Source organism: Photobacterium rosenbergii, from assembly GCF_003026455.1.
Lineage (GTDB): Bacteria > Pseudomonadota > Gammaproteobacteria > Enterobacterales > Vibrionaceae > Photobacterium > Photobacterium rosenbergii.
The window spans coordinates 26,285-40,113 of record NZ_PYMB01000035.1; the positions used below are offsets into that span (position 1 = coordinate 26,285).

The window sequence follows — 13,829 nt, forward strand, 5'->3', positions numbered from 1 at the left end:
AGGAAAGTCATGAAACGTCAACTAGGAGTTTCTCTGGTTTCTGCCCTGCTGCTTTCAGCTTGTGCAGCCAGTGAGAAAGAGGCTGAGCAACTAGATACCAACCATGGTTTTGATGTCCCAGAGTGGGTCATGGTGCCTTCTGTTCCTGGCGGGTTGGCTGCAGCCAGTTGCGTCAATGCCAGCAATAACTTCAACATTGATAAACGCCATGCAGAAGCAGGGGCTCGAAGTGCGTTAGCACAAAGTATCAATGTGAAGGCCAGCGTTATGGACCGTTCCTATTCACGGCTGAACCGTAGTGAATCCGGAACACAAACGGGTGAAACCTTTGAAACTGTAGCCAAAAGTATCTCTGAAGTTCGTATGCAACGCTCACAGATCACCAATGTAGGCATGGGCAAGGTCAATGGCCAGAGCCAGGTTTGTGCAATGGCAGTGATCGATGAGTCGCTTGTCGCGAGCCTCTTCGATGATGTTGTTAAACAGGCCGGTGTGCCCATTGATCCCCAGGATGAGGCGGCGATGTATGAGGAGTTCCGTACCCAAAAGGCCATGTCTGAATTGGAGCAGGAACTTGAGCGTTTAATGCAGTAACAGCAGACGAGGTAGAGGTACGCCGTGTTCGTACCTCTATTGCCTATGTATTATCTTGAATACCTTAAAAGCCTTTATCTGTCTTTTTCAGAGATCCAGCAGCATTTTTTCCAGATAACGGTCACGGTACTCTCGTTCTGTATTATTCCCTGGTTAGTAAGAACAGCGCTAACTCGCTTTCTTGATTTCAGGGCGAATAAGGAGCGAAAGGGCTATGAACGGAAGTTTATTCATCGTGCCCAATACTTTGTTGGTTTTGTCTTTTCTATCTTCTGGTTTAAATATTTTGATGCCTACGGCTGGTATAGCAAATTGGCTGAGGTTGGGGCTGTTATATTTGCAGTGCTAATGTTGCACTCGGTGCTGGATTTTCTTGAAGTACGCTTCAACGGCCGACAAGGCAGCAATGAAATACCGATAAAGCCATTCGCCGAAATTATCAAACTCGCAAGTTTTGCGATGATGTTGATGATCATTATCGTCATTTTATTGGAAATATCACCGATGGCCTTTATCAGTGGTATTGGTGCGATGTCTGCTATTGTCTTGCTATTATTCAAAGATAGTATTCTTGGTACGGTAACGGCTGTAAAAATCAATGTTCACCGCCTAGTGAAAAAAGGGGACTGGATAGAAGTCGACTCGTACGGAGCTGATGGTGTGATCAAAGATATTACTTTGAGCGTGATCACCGTTGAAAACTGGGATAAAACCACGTCGATTATCCCAACATATGAAATTTTGAATGTAGGGCTAAAAAACTGGCGCAGCATGACGGTACAAGGTCGACGAATCAAGCGTGATGTTGCTATTGACGTCAACAGTATTAAATTTCTTGATATGGATAAGGTTAAGGCTCTGTCCCAAGTCCCATTAATTAGTGACCAGATACATGATTTGTGTGCTAAGCACCAATTGAAAGTCAGTGGCGATAATATCAGTAAACGTTGTCTGACAAATGCTGGGTTATTTAGGTTATATGTTGAAGCTTACCTGCGTTCTCGTCATGACATCAACCAAGAGATGACCTTGATGGCTCGCCAATTGGCTTCAACCGCTAAAGGGGTTCCCTTAGAAGTGTATTGCTTTACCAAGAATACAGACTGGAATCACTTTGAGTCAGTACAAGCTGAAATCTTCGAGCATTTATATTCTGTTTTGCATATTTTTGAATTACGGGCATACCAAAATCTAATGGGAAATTATCAACATTCCCTGCAGAAATAAAATAACAATAGATATATAAACCATTCACTCCCTTTCTATTTATAGATAGGGGGAATATTACTAATCAATATTAGAGTAAAGTTTTGAAGTATTTACTATTTACTGTCCTTTTCTGGGCAGGGGTGAGTCACGCCTATCAGTTTAATGAACCATTAGAAAATCACTTTAGCCAGGAGGACTATTACTCCAAGCAACGAGCCCCTGAGATCACGATTAAAAAAAGTGACAAAGATTGTAGCGGGGAATGTCGTTATGACATTAATATCGGCAATGGCCATTACTACCAAACCCGAGCAGGCAGCATTAAAGAAATTGCAAGTGCCAGATATGGCTCGAGAGCTTTTTCGTATGTCAGGGTGCGATATGAATGCGAAGATGGCAAGAAGTGTAATGAACATACGATGTATTCGACGTCGGGAAAACCGGTTTCGTTTAAAGGCCCGAATTGTTCAAAAGCCCTCGATCGCCATGTCAGCTATAAAGGCGAGTTGATGTGCTTGTATCGTGACAATCTGTCTTTCTATTCAGGCCGTTCAAACTGGAAGGTAGACCTACCTGCAACGCCTATTATGGGGACAGGGGTAATCAATAATAACCTTGCCGGTTCGACATCAGTGGCATTTATCGGTGCAGATGACTACAAACTCTATACGTCAAATACCTACGATAAATGGCATGAGGCCGAGACAACCCTGCACCGACGCAGTGATTTTTCCGGCATTCTCGATACCCATCCCATTAACCGTAACTATACCGCTGTTGGGGTGTACGAATATGTCAATGTATTCAACAAGGGCGTGGACGTTTACTACTTTGGCCCTGATGGGTTGATATCCAACGGTACCTTGGCTAATAGTCCGGAATTTAACTATGGTTTTGAAACCAATGTCTTCGGTCAGGGTAATGATGTATTCATTACTGCCCAAAACAGCTCTGAACGAGAGCTCCAAACCTATAAGCTCTCCCGCCGTGAGCTGACAGGGTTGGAAAAGGAAGATAATCCTTATTCCCGTTATGCCTTGGTCGACTTGATGTTTGGTTACGGTATTGCCCAAACGAGCTGGGAAGTTAATCAGAAAATAAGTATTGATTCAAAAACGCGTGCCAGGGCAAGTTTTGATATGAACGATAGCTTATTACATAACTACTATGCACAGGGACGGGTCGGCAATACCCAAGCAACAGTCCACTACTTGACCAGTGAAGCGAAAAATAGCGACAGTGATTTGGTGTCCAAGGGAACGGAGGCACTCAATGCGGTTGTTGATTTCAACGGAATGTTTGGCGGGGCAACGACCCTTCGCCTTGAGTTGGAAAAAATGGCGTCAGGGGGCGTTGTCACCTATTCCGACGATATGACGGAAATCCCGGTACAGGAGGCATTTGAAACCGAATATAACTCCCTTGCGCTTTACCTCATGTTGGAGCAGGGCCTGTATTTTGGTCTTCACAGCTCCAATTACCTTGCCCCTAGCGCAGTAGGTTTTGAAACCAAGTCTGGCAGTTATGCTGGTTCGGCTTTCGATCGTGATTTTGATATTGATCGTTACTTGCTTGTTGTTGGGTATGATGAGGCCAGCTATGGTAGCCGCTATGAGACCAGCTATAACCGGTTCTATATTAATGGCGAGGTTGGGGTTGGCCTGAACAAGCTCAATGTCAGCCGAGGTGCCTTCGAAGAGGCTGTGGGCCGTGAGGAAGGGAAAATTCAAGGTAAATATGCCCTGGCGTTAACCTCGACGCTAGAGCTTGGCTATACACTGCAACACCGCAGTACCACACTCCGAGGTCTGGGCTACTCGTTACAGGCCGGCTACCGGGCCCGTGGCGACTGGACATTCCAGTCGAAGCCAAGTAGCAGCGACAAAGATGGTTATTACCTGGTTTATGATCGCGCCGACCTGTGGCATGGCCCGTTCATTCAATTTAATGCCATCTTCTAACTCAAGAACAAAGCGCTAACTCTTAGCGCTTTTTCATTATTACAAATCCAAAATCAAAATCTTGGAGCGGCGCTGGAAGTTATACAGCGCCTTCTTGGCGACCGGTAGGCTCTCGACGCTCGATTCGCTGAAGCCTTGCTCACGGAACCAGTGCAGGCTGCGGGTCGTGAGGACAAACAGGTGGGCTAGGCCCATCCGTTTGGCTTGTTGTTTGAGTTGGCTGAGTAGCAAGGCACCACGGTCTCCGTCGCGGAAGTCGCGGTGAACGGCGACACAGGCCATTTCAGCCATACGCTCATCAGGGAATGGATACAACGCCGCACACCCTATGATCAGGCCGTCACGCTCAATGATGGTGAATTGTTCGACTTCCTGCTCCAGTTGTTCCCGTGAGCGGCGGACCAAGATCCCGTCCTGTTCCAATGGGCGGATCAGCTCAAGGATCCCACCGATATCATCTATTGTTGCCTGGCGAACCTGCTCGGCACTTTCCATCACAATTTGGGTACCGATGCCATCGAGTGAGAATAGCTCTTGGATCAGGGCACCATCTTCTTTGTAGCTGATCAAATGGCTACGGGGGATCCCTGCCCGGCAAGCAGTAATAGCACCTCTTAGGAAGCGGCCTGTCCCCCGTTCTTCTTGTTGCAGTTCGACCAAGCGCTGCAAGGCTTGTTCTGCTTCAATAGGGAGCATTTCAGAGACCACACCCCCTTCGCTATCTAATACCCCCTGCTCGGAGCAAAAGCCGATGAGCTTGTCGGCTTTTAGCTTGATAGCCAGCTGGGTTGCGATTTCTTCCGACGTCAGGTTGAAGCACTCACCGGTGACCGAGCTAGCAATTGGCCCCAGTAACACAATGGCTCTTTGGTCAAGCTGGCGGTGGATAGCTTCGGTATCTATTCGGCGGATCCTGCCGCTATGGGCGTAGTCCACACCATCATCAATGCCTAAAGGTTGGGCAATAACGAAATTACCGCTAACGATATTAATTTGTGAGCCCGCCATCGGCGTATTGTTGAGGCCCATTGAGAACCTTGCCGTGATATCCAACTGGAGGTGGCCTGCGGCTTGTTTGGCTATTTCCAGTGCCCGCTCGTCAGTTACCCTTACTCCCTTGTGGTAGGGGGTTGGGTAGTTCATTTGCTCGGCAAGGTTGGATATCTGCGGTCTTGCGCCATACACCATTACAATACGCAGCCCAAGGCTGTTAAGCAGGGCGATATCATTGACGATATGGGAAAAATTTTCATGGGCGATGGCTTCCCCGCCAACCATGATGACAATGGTTTTGCCAATATGGGCGTTGAGGTAAGGGGCCGATTGGCGGAACCCTTTGACCAAGGCGGTACTTCTGAATTTCACGGCTGGCTTCCTTGTTGCTGTGTGGCAAGTATGCAGGCTTATGCCTCACGATGAGGTCATAAGGATGTTATTAATGATTATGCGATTTATGTCAATAAAAATTCACTGGTGACCATATTCTTGGTATGCAATATCCAGATAAAAACTGGGGAGAAGATCTCGTTATTTGCCTTGCTAAGCAGATAAGTACCGAAAGAGGCGTGCTTTGGGGTATATTGGCTGGGAAACGCGCTATGTTATAAAGAGTTATGGCCACAAAGCAAAAGACCTCCTTGTTTACTCACCGACTGATCAGTTTTGCCATGGCAGTAGCCGTTACCGGCGCAATAGCGTTGGGCTTGTTGCTGGCAGGCTTGTTTGATAGCGCAATAGCACAAGATAAGCATTTGCCGGATATCAACGGTGTCTGGACTGAGCAAGATGTTGCCCCTTATGCCGCTGACAGTTTTGAAATCCGCCCTGAAGGTGTTTTTGTCAATGGTCGTCAGGTGAATACCCAATATCAATGGGATGGCAGCAAACTTGAGTATCTGCGTGGTGATGACCTTTATATTTACTCTTACCTTTCTGGCCGGTTGATTCGCCAAAGCCCAGCCCATTATATTTCCACTTTTTCACGTCAGAAGATGGACCTACGTCCATCAAACTAGTTCATGGGCGGAGTCGGCAGCCTGCGTAGCAACTGGTTTACCGGGATCTGCTTGAGCGCCACCTTTCTCATAATATCGGCAGTATCCGTACTCCCACCTAAACATCGCTGGATTGCGGTATTGACTTGGTGGGGTGAATTTCCCTCGCTAACCAAGTTACGTATCCATTGGTATTCAATGGAATTGATGTTTAACAGGGTGTCCTTGCCTATCTTCAATGGTTGGTCCATGTGACGCCTCCATTCGAACCTTAATGACATTTCTGTGACGTTTTTATTAACTACAGGATGACTATGACACAAATATGACAGTGGTGGCATATCCGTGTGTTTAGGTAAATAATGCGAAGCAATTCAGACAAACTGCTGACAAAGTTAAGAAAAAGATCGGCAAAATAGTTTTTCGGGGGTAACCACTTGTAGGCGGGAGTGCCTCAGTTGGTTACACTGATGAAAAATGGGATTCCAAATAAGACGATATAGGATTGACGGTGTTTCGAAAAGCAACGGTTGCTCTATTAATTATGGGATTGGTGGGCTGCGCCAAGCCCACTGATCGTGGTCAACAATACCTTGATGGGGAGTTTGATCAGGTACTCAACCAAGTGGCGGTTGTGGAATCAGACAAGCCAAGAGATTTCAGTGAATTTCGCAATCAGATGGAGAAGGTTATCGAACGCTCTCCATCGATGGCGGCGACCTACCAACCCCTTTACCAGCAGATAGAAAACTGGGTCGCGGCGGGTAGTGAACTGTCTGATCTGGGAACCTATGGTATCGAAGTTGCCCAGATGGGCGGCGGGGATGGCAATGGCAACGTGATGTTTACCGGTTATTTCTCGCCGGTGATTGAGTTGCGCCATCAGCCGGATGAGGTCTTCCGTTATCCCGTTTATGGTATGCCCGAATGTGAGGCGAAGTGCCCGAGTCGGGCTGAGATTTATGCGGGGGCCTTGGAAGGCAAAGGGCTTGAGCTAGGCTACAGCGCCTCTATGCTTGATGTGTTTATGATGGAAGTACAGGGTAGCGGCTTTGTCCATTTTGATGACAATGACCAGCTTCAGTACTTTGCCTATAGAGGGAAAAACGGCCATCGTTACGTCAGTATTGGCCGTATCCTGATCGAACGTGGCGAAGTACCGCGTGAGAAGATGTCGCTCAAGGCAATAGACGAGTGGGTCAGCCAGCAGGACGAGGATACAGTCCGCGAGTTGCTGGAGCAGAATCCGTCTTATGTCTTTTTTAAACCGCAAGATAACCTCGATGTGATGGGGACCGCAGGGATCCCGTTGCAGGCGCATGCCGCGGTAGCAGCCGATCGCGACTACCTGCCGATGGGCAGTGTGCTGCTGGCAGAAGTGCCCCAACTCGATGAAGCCGGGAACTGGAACGGGAAGCATGTGCTTAAATTGCTAATGGCACTCGATACCGGCGGTGCGGTGAAGAAAAACCACCTTGACCTATACCATGGTATGGGTACTCAAGCTGGAGTGGACGCAGGCCATTACAAACACTTTGGCCGGGTCTGGAAGTTGGGCCTCCAGGGTACAAAGACCGGGCAACCATGGGTTACCCCATAATGGATTGGCAGGTATAGCTTGCTTGTTTGGCTTCGGCTGACTGGACAATTTCCCAAAGAGTGCGTATAAATCGCACTCTTTCTTTATGAATGTGTGAATCAGCGCGGAACAGCCATGCGAGAACTAGATACCCCAGCATCAGACAATTACAACCAACGTTTCGGCGGGACCCGTCGCCTGTATGGTAACAGCGAAGTGGAAATCTTCCGTGCCGCACATGTGTGCGTAATTGGTATTGGCGGTGTGGGCTCATGGGCCGCAGAAGCACTGGCTCGTTCAGGTATCGGGGAGTTGACCCTGATTGATATGGATGATGTTTGTGTTACCAACATCAACCGCCAGATCCATGCCATGTCGGGCACGGTAGGCCAGAGCAAAATCGAAGTGATGGCTGAGCGTATCAAGCTGATCAACCCAGAGTGCAAGGTCAACTTGATTGACGACTTCATTACCCCGGAAAATGTGTCTGAGTACATCGACGGTCGCTATGACTATGTGCTGGATGCCATTGATAGCATGAAACCGAAAGCGGCACTACTGGCTTACTGCAAAAGCAATAAGCTTAAAGTGATCACCACAGGTGGTGCGGGTGGCCAGATTGACCCGACCCAGATCCAGATTGCCGACTTGACCAAAACCATTCAGGATCCGCTGGCGAAAAAGCTGCGTGACACTTTGCGTCGCCACCACAATTTCCCGAAGAACCCAAAACGTAAGTTTGGTATCGATTGTGTGTTCTCGACTGAGCAACTGAAGTATCCACAGGCTGATGGCTCGGTGTGTGGTGTGAAGTCGACAGCGGAAGGTCCTAAGCGAATGGACTGTGCTAGTGGTTTCGGTGCCGCGACGATGGTGACCGCGACCTTTGGCTTTGTGGCGGTATCTCGTATTCTGCAAAAGCTGGTGGATAAGCACTTACAGAAATAAAGTGCGGATACCATTAGATAAAAGAAAAGCGAGGTTCAACCTCGCTTTTTTGATATTACCTGCCGAAGGGTGCTTTTCTTACCCTTCAGCCAATGCTTTGATCTGCTCCACGATTGCCTTGAGTCCGTTGCCTCGGGAAGGACTTAGGTGGGCAATCAGGTTGAGTTGCTCGAAATAACCATCGATATCGAACGATTGGATCTGCTCGGCATTCTTGCCTTCATAGGCGGCGAGTACCAAGGTGATCAGGCCGCGGACAATACGTGCATCGGAGTCCGCTGCAAAATGGAAGCTGCCGTCTGCCTGCTGCTGGTGGGTCAGCCACACTTGGCTTTCACAACCGCTGACCTTGAGCTTGTCCTGCTTAAGTGCTTCCGGCATTGCCGGTAGTTTCTTCCCCAATTGGATCACATTGCGGTAGCGATCTTCCCAGCCGTTGGCTTGGCTCATTAGCTCGACAATCGCCTCGCAGGTAATTTCGGTACCAAAAGGGTGGCTTGGCAGCGTCATAATCTCTCCTAAAGCAGGCTGCAGGCTTTGTGCAGCGCAGCAATAAATTGGTCAATATCTTGTTCGGTATTATACAGGGCAATCGATACCCGTAGTGTGCCGCTGACGCCAAGGGCATCCATCATCGGATGGGCGCAATGGTGGCCGGCGCGCAGCGCAATACCTTGTTGGTCGAGCAAGGTGGCAATATCTTGATGGTGCACACCTTCAACAACAAAGGAAAATAGGCTCGCATCTGATTGTAGGCCGACTACCTGCAAATCTTCGATATCTTGTATCCCTTCGATAGCACGCTGGCGTAGGGCGTGGATATGCTGCTCGGCTCCTTCCCGGTCGATATTGCCCAGCCAGTTGATGGCTGCGGCCATGGCTAGGCTACCGGCGACATTGGGCGTACCGGCTTCGAACTTACCCGGCAGGGCGGAGAATGTGGTGCCCTCAAAACTCACCTTTTCCACCATCTTACCGCCACCGTGCCAAGGCGGCATTGCCTCGAGCAGCGCTTTCTTGCCATACAACACGCCAATGCCAGCAGGGGCAAAAATTTTGTGGCCAGAGAAGACATAGAAATCGGCATCGAGTGCCTGCACATCGACAGCTTCGTGGGCAACGGCCTGAGCGCCGTCAATCACAGTGACAGCCCCAATATTGTGTGCAGCCTGAATAATGGTCTCGACCGGGTTGCGGGTACCCGTCACATTGGTGACATGGGCAACGGCCACAATCTTGGTTTTAGCTGTCAATAATTGGGAAAAAGCCTCTATATCCAAGGTGCAATCACCATGCATTGGGATTTTAACGACTTTAGCCCCAGTCTGCTCAGCAACGATCTGCCACGGTACGATATTGGCGTGGTGTTCAAGCTCGCTGACCAGTATTTCATCGCCTGGTTGCAGGGTGTTACGGGCATAAGTTTGGGCGATCAGGTTAAGGGCTTCGGTTGCCCCACGAGTCCAGATTACTTCTTTGCTGTCAGCGGCGTTGATGAAGTGCTGGACGGTCTCTCTTGCTTGCTCAAATTGTGCCGTAGCGGTTGCGGTAAGGGTATGGCTACCACGATGGACGTTGGCATTGTGGCCACTGTAGTACTGCCGGATTGTCTCAATCACCTCAAGCGGCTTTTGGGTAGTGGCTGCACTGTCGAGGTAGACCAGTGGCTGGCCATTGCATTCTTGGGCCAGGGCAGGGAATTGCTGGCGAATACGCTGGATATCAAATTGGGCAGTCATGGTGTGTCACATAGCAAAAAAGACAAGGGGGAGATCATGCGGTGAAAAAAACAATAGGGCAAGTATTTCTCCGGTTGCTTCAATTATAAGTGGTGGGACGTTGGCTCGTCGAGACAGGCAAAGAGTATGCAGCGAAAGATGTGAAGAGCTAAGGGTAAAAAAAAGGCACTGCGTTGGGGCGCAGTGCCAAGAATTAATTTTGACAGACAGGTCAAAAATACAGGAAGTAAAATTGGTAGATTGACTACCTATCCGGCATAACCCGGACAATATGCAAACACAACATCGCAACTGTGCGGTCGGCCAAAAGCCTGAGGGCTAAAAACTTGGCCTTGCTCACCGTTGCGGGGCAAATCATATGGTTTATGTAGCACTTGAACAATGGACAATTTATAATGTTTCCCATAAAAAAAACTAATGCAGGAAAAGTATGTCTAGACGTCTCCCCCCACTCAATTCACTAAAAGTCTTTGAAGCGGCGGCCAGAAACCTCAGTTTTACCCGTGCGGCAGAAGAGTTATTTGTCACACAAGCTGCTGTAAGCCACCAGATTAAAGCCCTTGAAGAATTTTTGGGGCTCAAATTATTTCGCCGTCGTAATCGCTCTTTATTGCTAACTGAAGAGGGTCAAAGTTACTTTCTTGACATAAAAGACATCTTTTCTGCAATCTCAGATGCCACGGATAAGGTCTTAGAACGCGGCGCGAAAGGGGCACTAACCATTAGTTTACCTCCTAGTTTTGCTATCCAGTGGTTGGTTCCTCGCTTGGCCGACTTTAACGAGCAGCACCCGGATATTGATGTGCGGATCAAAGCGGTGGATCTGGATGAAGGTTCTTTGACGGAAGATGTCGATGTGGCTATCTATTATGGCCGGGGCAATTGGCCGGGCTTGCGGGCCGATAAGCTTTACCAAGAATTCCTACTGCCGGTTTGCTCGCCGATGTTGTTAAACGGCTCGAAGCCGCTACGTACCTTGGAGGATCTGAAACTCCATACTCTTTTGCATGATACTTCGCGCAAAGAGTGGAAAAACTATGTGCGCCACCATGGTATTGAAGGCACCAATGTTAACCAGGGGCCAATCTTTAGCCACTCGACCATGGTGCTGCAGGCCGCAGCACACGGTCAGGGGATTGCTTTGGGTAACAATGTATTGGCGCAGCCTGAACTGGAAGCTGGTCGCTTGGTTTGCCCGTTCGATGAAGTGTTGATGAGCAAGAATGCTTTCTTCTTAGTCTGTCAGGAGCGCCAGGCCGAAACCGGACGTATCCAGGTTTTCCGTGATTGGGTGTTGGCAAAAGCCGCCCGCGAGCAGGAAGACATGCCAGATGTGGAAGACGAGCTATAACTGGGGAGATCGGAAAGACTATGACTGAATACATCATTGATACCCCACCGAGCGGGGAGTATAGCGCGACGTTCTTGTTTGCCCACGGTGCTGGGGCTGGTATGGATCACGAGTTCATGGCTGATATTGCCAAGGGCTTGTCCCTCAAAGGGATCCGGGTGATACGGTTTGATTTTCCCTACATGGTAAAACGCCGTGAAGATGGCAAGAAGCGACCGCCGGACAGGCAGCCTAAGTTATTGCTCGACTTCCAACGCCATATTGAGGCTTTTGCTTCGGAAGGCGACTTGGTCATTGGCGGCAAATCCATGGGGGGGCGTATGGCGAGCCTGATCGTGACCGATATCGCCAATGAGTCGCCGGATGTGGTGAACTGCCAAGAGAAAGTCAAAGGCGTTGCCTGCCTAGGCTTTCCTTTCCACCCGCCGGGCAAGCCGGAGAACTTTCGCGGTGAGCATTTGAAAACTATCACCTTGCCGACCCTTATCCTGCAGGGAGAGCGCGATACTTTTGGGACCCGCAGCGAGGTTGAAGGGTGGGATTATGCCCAAACGGTTGACGTGAGTTTCTTACCTGACGGCGATCATAGCTTTAAGCCGCGCAAGGCTTCGGGCCACACTGAGCCTGGCAATCGCCAGTTGGCGGTGAAAGCATTGGCGGCATTTATTAACGCATGCACAGCCAAGGAGTAAGGCATGGGAAATCAACTAAGCCGATGGATGCTGGTGTTTGCGGCATTGAGTGGTGCGGTGACGGTATCGTTGGGGGCGTTTGCTGCCCATGGCCTGAAGTCACAGTTGCCACCGTATTTGCTCGGGGTGTTTGAAACTGGCGTTCAATATCAGGCATGGCATACCTTGGCAATTTTCGGTTGTGCAATATTGGCACGCATTCTTCCGTCAAAAGGGGTATTATACGCAGCCCTGTTTTTTGTGGCGGGGATCATACTCTTTAGTGGTAGCTTGTATGCGTTGGCACTGACGGGTATCAAGTGGTTTGGCCCCATCACCCCGATGGGAGGCGTCTGTTTTATCATAGGCTGGGTAGCGCTTGCAGTGGCTGCCTGGCGATCAGCTTGAGGGTTGAGAGTGAATCAAGTTCTGTTGTACTGCCGTCCCGGTTTCGAGAAGGAATGTGCCGGTGAAGTTCAAGACAAAGCAAATGCACTGGAGTTGTATGGCTTTCCTCGCGCAAAAAACAATACTGGCTATGTGTTGTTTGAGTTTTACCAGTCGGGCGATGCGGACAAGTTTATCCAGTTGCAGCCTTTTTCCGAGCTGATCTTTGCCCGCCAGATGGTCGCGGTAATGCCGGTGCTCGAAGATCTGCCGCAAGAAGACCGCATTTCTCCAATCATGGAAATGGTGGCAGACTTCCCTCGCTGTGGTGATCTGCGTGTAGAAACACCGGATACTAACGAAGCCAAAGAACTGTTGAAATTCTGCCGCAAGTTTACTGTGCCGCTGCGTCAGGCGCTGCGTAAATCAGGTGCGATGTACGCCAAAGACAACCCGAAAAAGCCGGTCTTGCACCTGTGTTTCATTGCGCCGGGCTGCTGTTTTGTGGGTTACTCCTACACCACCAACAACTCGCCATTCTTTATGGGGATCCCGCGCCTTAAGTTCCCGTCGGATGCGCCAAGCCGCTCGACGCTGAAGCTTGAAGAAGCATTCCATGTATTTATCCCACGTGAAGAGTGGGATGAGCGCCTCGCTGCCGGTATGTGGGGCGTCGACTTGGGGGCTTGCCCTGGCGGTTGGACTTACCAACTGGTGAAGCGCTCGATGTTTGTCCATGCGATTGATAACGGCCAGATGGCACAGAGCCTGATGGACACCGGACAAGTTAAGCATCATGCGGTTGATGGCTTCAAGTTCGAACCACCCCGTAAGAACGTGACCTGGATTGTCTGTGACATGATCGAAAAGCCAGCGCGAGTGGCTCACCTAATGGGTGACTGGCTGATCAAAGGCTGGGCTAAAGAAGCGATCTTCAACCTCAAACTGCCAATGAAAGGCCGTTACGATGAGGTTCTTCAGGACATCGAAAACCTGAAAGTATACCTTATCCAGAATGGGGTGAAGTTCAACCTGCAGGCCAAGCACCTTTACCACGACCGTGAGGAAATCACGGTACATATCCAGCGCTTGGATAACCGCTCGCCGCACTAGTGTCAGGCCGAGTCATAAAACACCACCTCCGGGTGGTGTTTTTGTATTTGTCGGATAGAAAATATGGAGTGGTAATCGGTCCTAGGAATAGCGGGCCCTTGGTGCTTGGAAAAGCAAAAATCAAAAGCTTGAACAGCGAGGGTTTTGTAAATTCTGCTCTGAAGTGACCCCCTAAAAGTAGACACCTCTTTATTAGGAATAAGAGGTGATTATATGAAAGTTGTTACTAGACGAAGCTTTACCGACGAATTCAAGCTTGCTGCAGTTCAAGAATCTATCGATT

Annotated in this window: 14 protein-coding genes; 10 read left to right on the plus strand and 4 right to left on the minus strand. The window is 49.3% G+C overall.

The window, feature by feature from the left end; all coding sequences use genetic code 11:
- Positions 1-9 precede the first annotated feature (9 nt).
- The 3 genes from C9J01_RS27530 (at position 10) to C9J01_RS27545 (ending at position 3,764) form a co-directional block, all read left to right on the plus strand.
- Entirely contained in the window at positions 10-594 is a 585-nt protein-coding gene (locus C9J01_RS27530) for a hypothetical protein (protein ID WP_107301258.1), read from the plus strand.
- 24 nt (positions 595-618) lie between these two features.
- A complete protein-coding gene (locus tag C9J01_RS27535) occupies positions 619-1,821 on the plus strand; it encodes a mechanosensitive ion channel family protein (RefSeq protein WP_146157120.1) in 1,203 nt (400 codons plus the stop codon).
- Positions 1,822-1,904: 83 nt separating this feature from the next.
- Positions 1,905-3,764: a hypothetical protein gene (locus tag C9J01_RS27545; protein WP_146157121.1), complete on the plus strand. Its 1,860-nt coding sequence runs from the start codon at positions 1,905-1,907 to the stop codon at positions 3,762-3,764.
- 39 nt (positions 3,765-3,803) lie between these two features.
- Here the strand turns inward: C9J01_RS27545 and argA are convergent, their stop codons facing one another.
- Positions 3,804-5,129, minus strand: a complete 1,326-nt coding sequence (gene argA, locus C9J01_RS27550) for an amino-acid N-acetyltransferase (protein WP_107301262.1) — start codon at positions 5,127-5,129, stop codon at positions 3,804-3,806.
- A gap of 248 nt (positions 5,130-5,377) precedes the next feature.
- Between argA and C9J01_RS27555 the strand changes: the two genes are divergently transcribed.
- Positions 5,378-5,779 carry a DUF2850 domain-containing protein gene (locus tag C9J01_RS27555; protein WP_237157073.1) on the plus strand — a complete coding sequence of 134 codons (402 nt, stop codon included), beginning with the start codon at positions 5,378-5,380 and terminating at the stop codon, positions 5,777-5,779.
- Here the strand turns inward: C9J01_RS27555 and C9J01_RS27560 are convergent.
- A complete protein-coding gene (locus C9J01_RS27560) occupies positions 5,776-6,009 on the minus strand; it encodes a hypothetical protein (protein ID WP_107301263.1) in 234 nt (77 codons plus the stop codon). The two genes, C9J01_RS27555 and C9J01_RS27560, sit on opposite strands and share 4 nt — an antisense overlap.
- A 260-nt stretch (positions 6,010-6,269) precedes the next feature.
- Here C9J01_RS27560 and mltA point away from each other — a divergent pair, with 260 nt between their 5' ends.
- Together mltA and tcdA are read left to right on the plus strand one after the other, a co-directional pair.
- Positions 6,270-7,358, plus strand: a complete 1,089-nt coding sequence (gene mltA / locus C9J01_RS27565) for a murein transglycosylase A (protein WP_107301264.1) — start codon at positions 6,270-6,272, stop codon at positions 7,356-7,358.
- A gap of 114 nt (positions 7,359-7,472) precedes the next feature.
- Positions 7,473-8,285: a tRNA cyclic N6-threonylcarbamoyladenosine(37) synthase TcdA gene (gene tcdA / locus C9J01_RS27570; protein ID WP_107301265.1), complete on the plus strand. Its 813-nt coding sequence runs from the start codon at positions 7,473-7,475 to the stop codon at positions 8,283-8,285.
- A gap of 78 nt (positions 8,286-8,363) precedes the next feature.
- Here the strand turns inward: tcdA and csdE are convergent, their stop codons facing one another.
- Together csdE and csdA are read right to left on the minus strand one after the other, a co-directional pair.
- Positions 8,364-8,795, minus strand: a complete 432-nt coding sequence (gene csdE / locus C9J01_RS27575) for a cysteine desulfurase sulfur acceptor subunit CsdE (protein ID WP_107301266.1) — start codon at positions 8,793-8,795, stop codon at positions 8,364-8,366.
- An 8-nt stretch (positions 8,796-8,803) separates the two neighbouring features.
- Positions 8,804-10,024 (minus strand): cysteine desulfurase CsdA, encoded by a 1,221-nt coding sequence (gene csdA, locus C9J01_RS27580; RefSeq protein WP_107301267.1) that lies wholly within the window; start codon positions 10,022-10,024, stop codon positions 8,804-8,806.
- Positions 10,025-10,454: 430 nt separating this feature from the next.
- Here csdA and C9J01_RS27585 point away from each other — a divergent pair, with 430 nt between their 5' ends.
- From C9J01_RS27585 to rlmM, 4 genes are read left to right on the plus strand one after another with little or no spacing between them, the layout of a single operon-like run.
- On the plus strand, positions 10,455-11,375 hold the full coding sequence (locus C9J01_RS27585) for a transcriptional regulator GcvA (RefSeq protein ID WP_107301268.1): 921 nt from the start codon (positions 10,455-10,457) through the stop codon (positions 11,373-11,375).
- A 20-nt stretch (positions 11,376-11,395) separates the two neighbouring features.
- Positions 11,396-12,067 (plus strand): alpha/beta family hydrolase, encoded by a 672-nt coding sequence (locus C9J01_RS27590; RefSeq protein ID WP_107301269.1) that lies wholly within the window; start codon positions 11,396-11,398, stop codon positions 12,065-12,067.
- A gap of 3 nt (positions 12,068-12,070) precedes the next feature.
- A complete protein-coding gene (locus C9J01_RS27595; RefSeq protein ID WP_107301270.1) occupies positions 12,071-12,454 on the plus strand; it encodes a DUF423 domain-containing protein in 384 nt (127 codons plus the stop codon).
- Between the two features lie 9 nt (positions 12,455-12,463).
- Positions 12,464-13,546 (plus strand): 23S rRNA (cytidine(2498)-2'-O)-methyltransferase RlmM, encoded by a 1,083-nt coding sequence (gene rlmM / locus C9J01_RS27600; protein WP_107301271.1) that lies wholly within the window; start codon positions 12,464-12,466, stop codon positions 13,544-13,546.
- Positions 13,547-13,829: the final 283 nt, after the last annotated feature.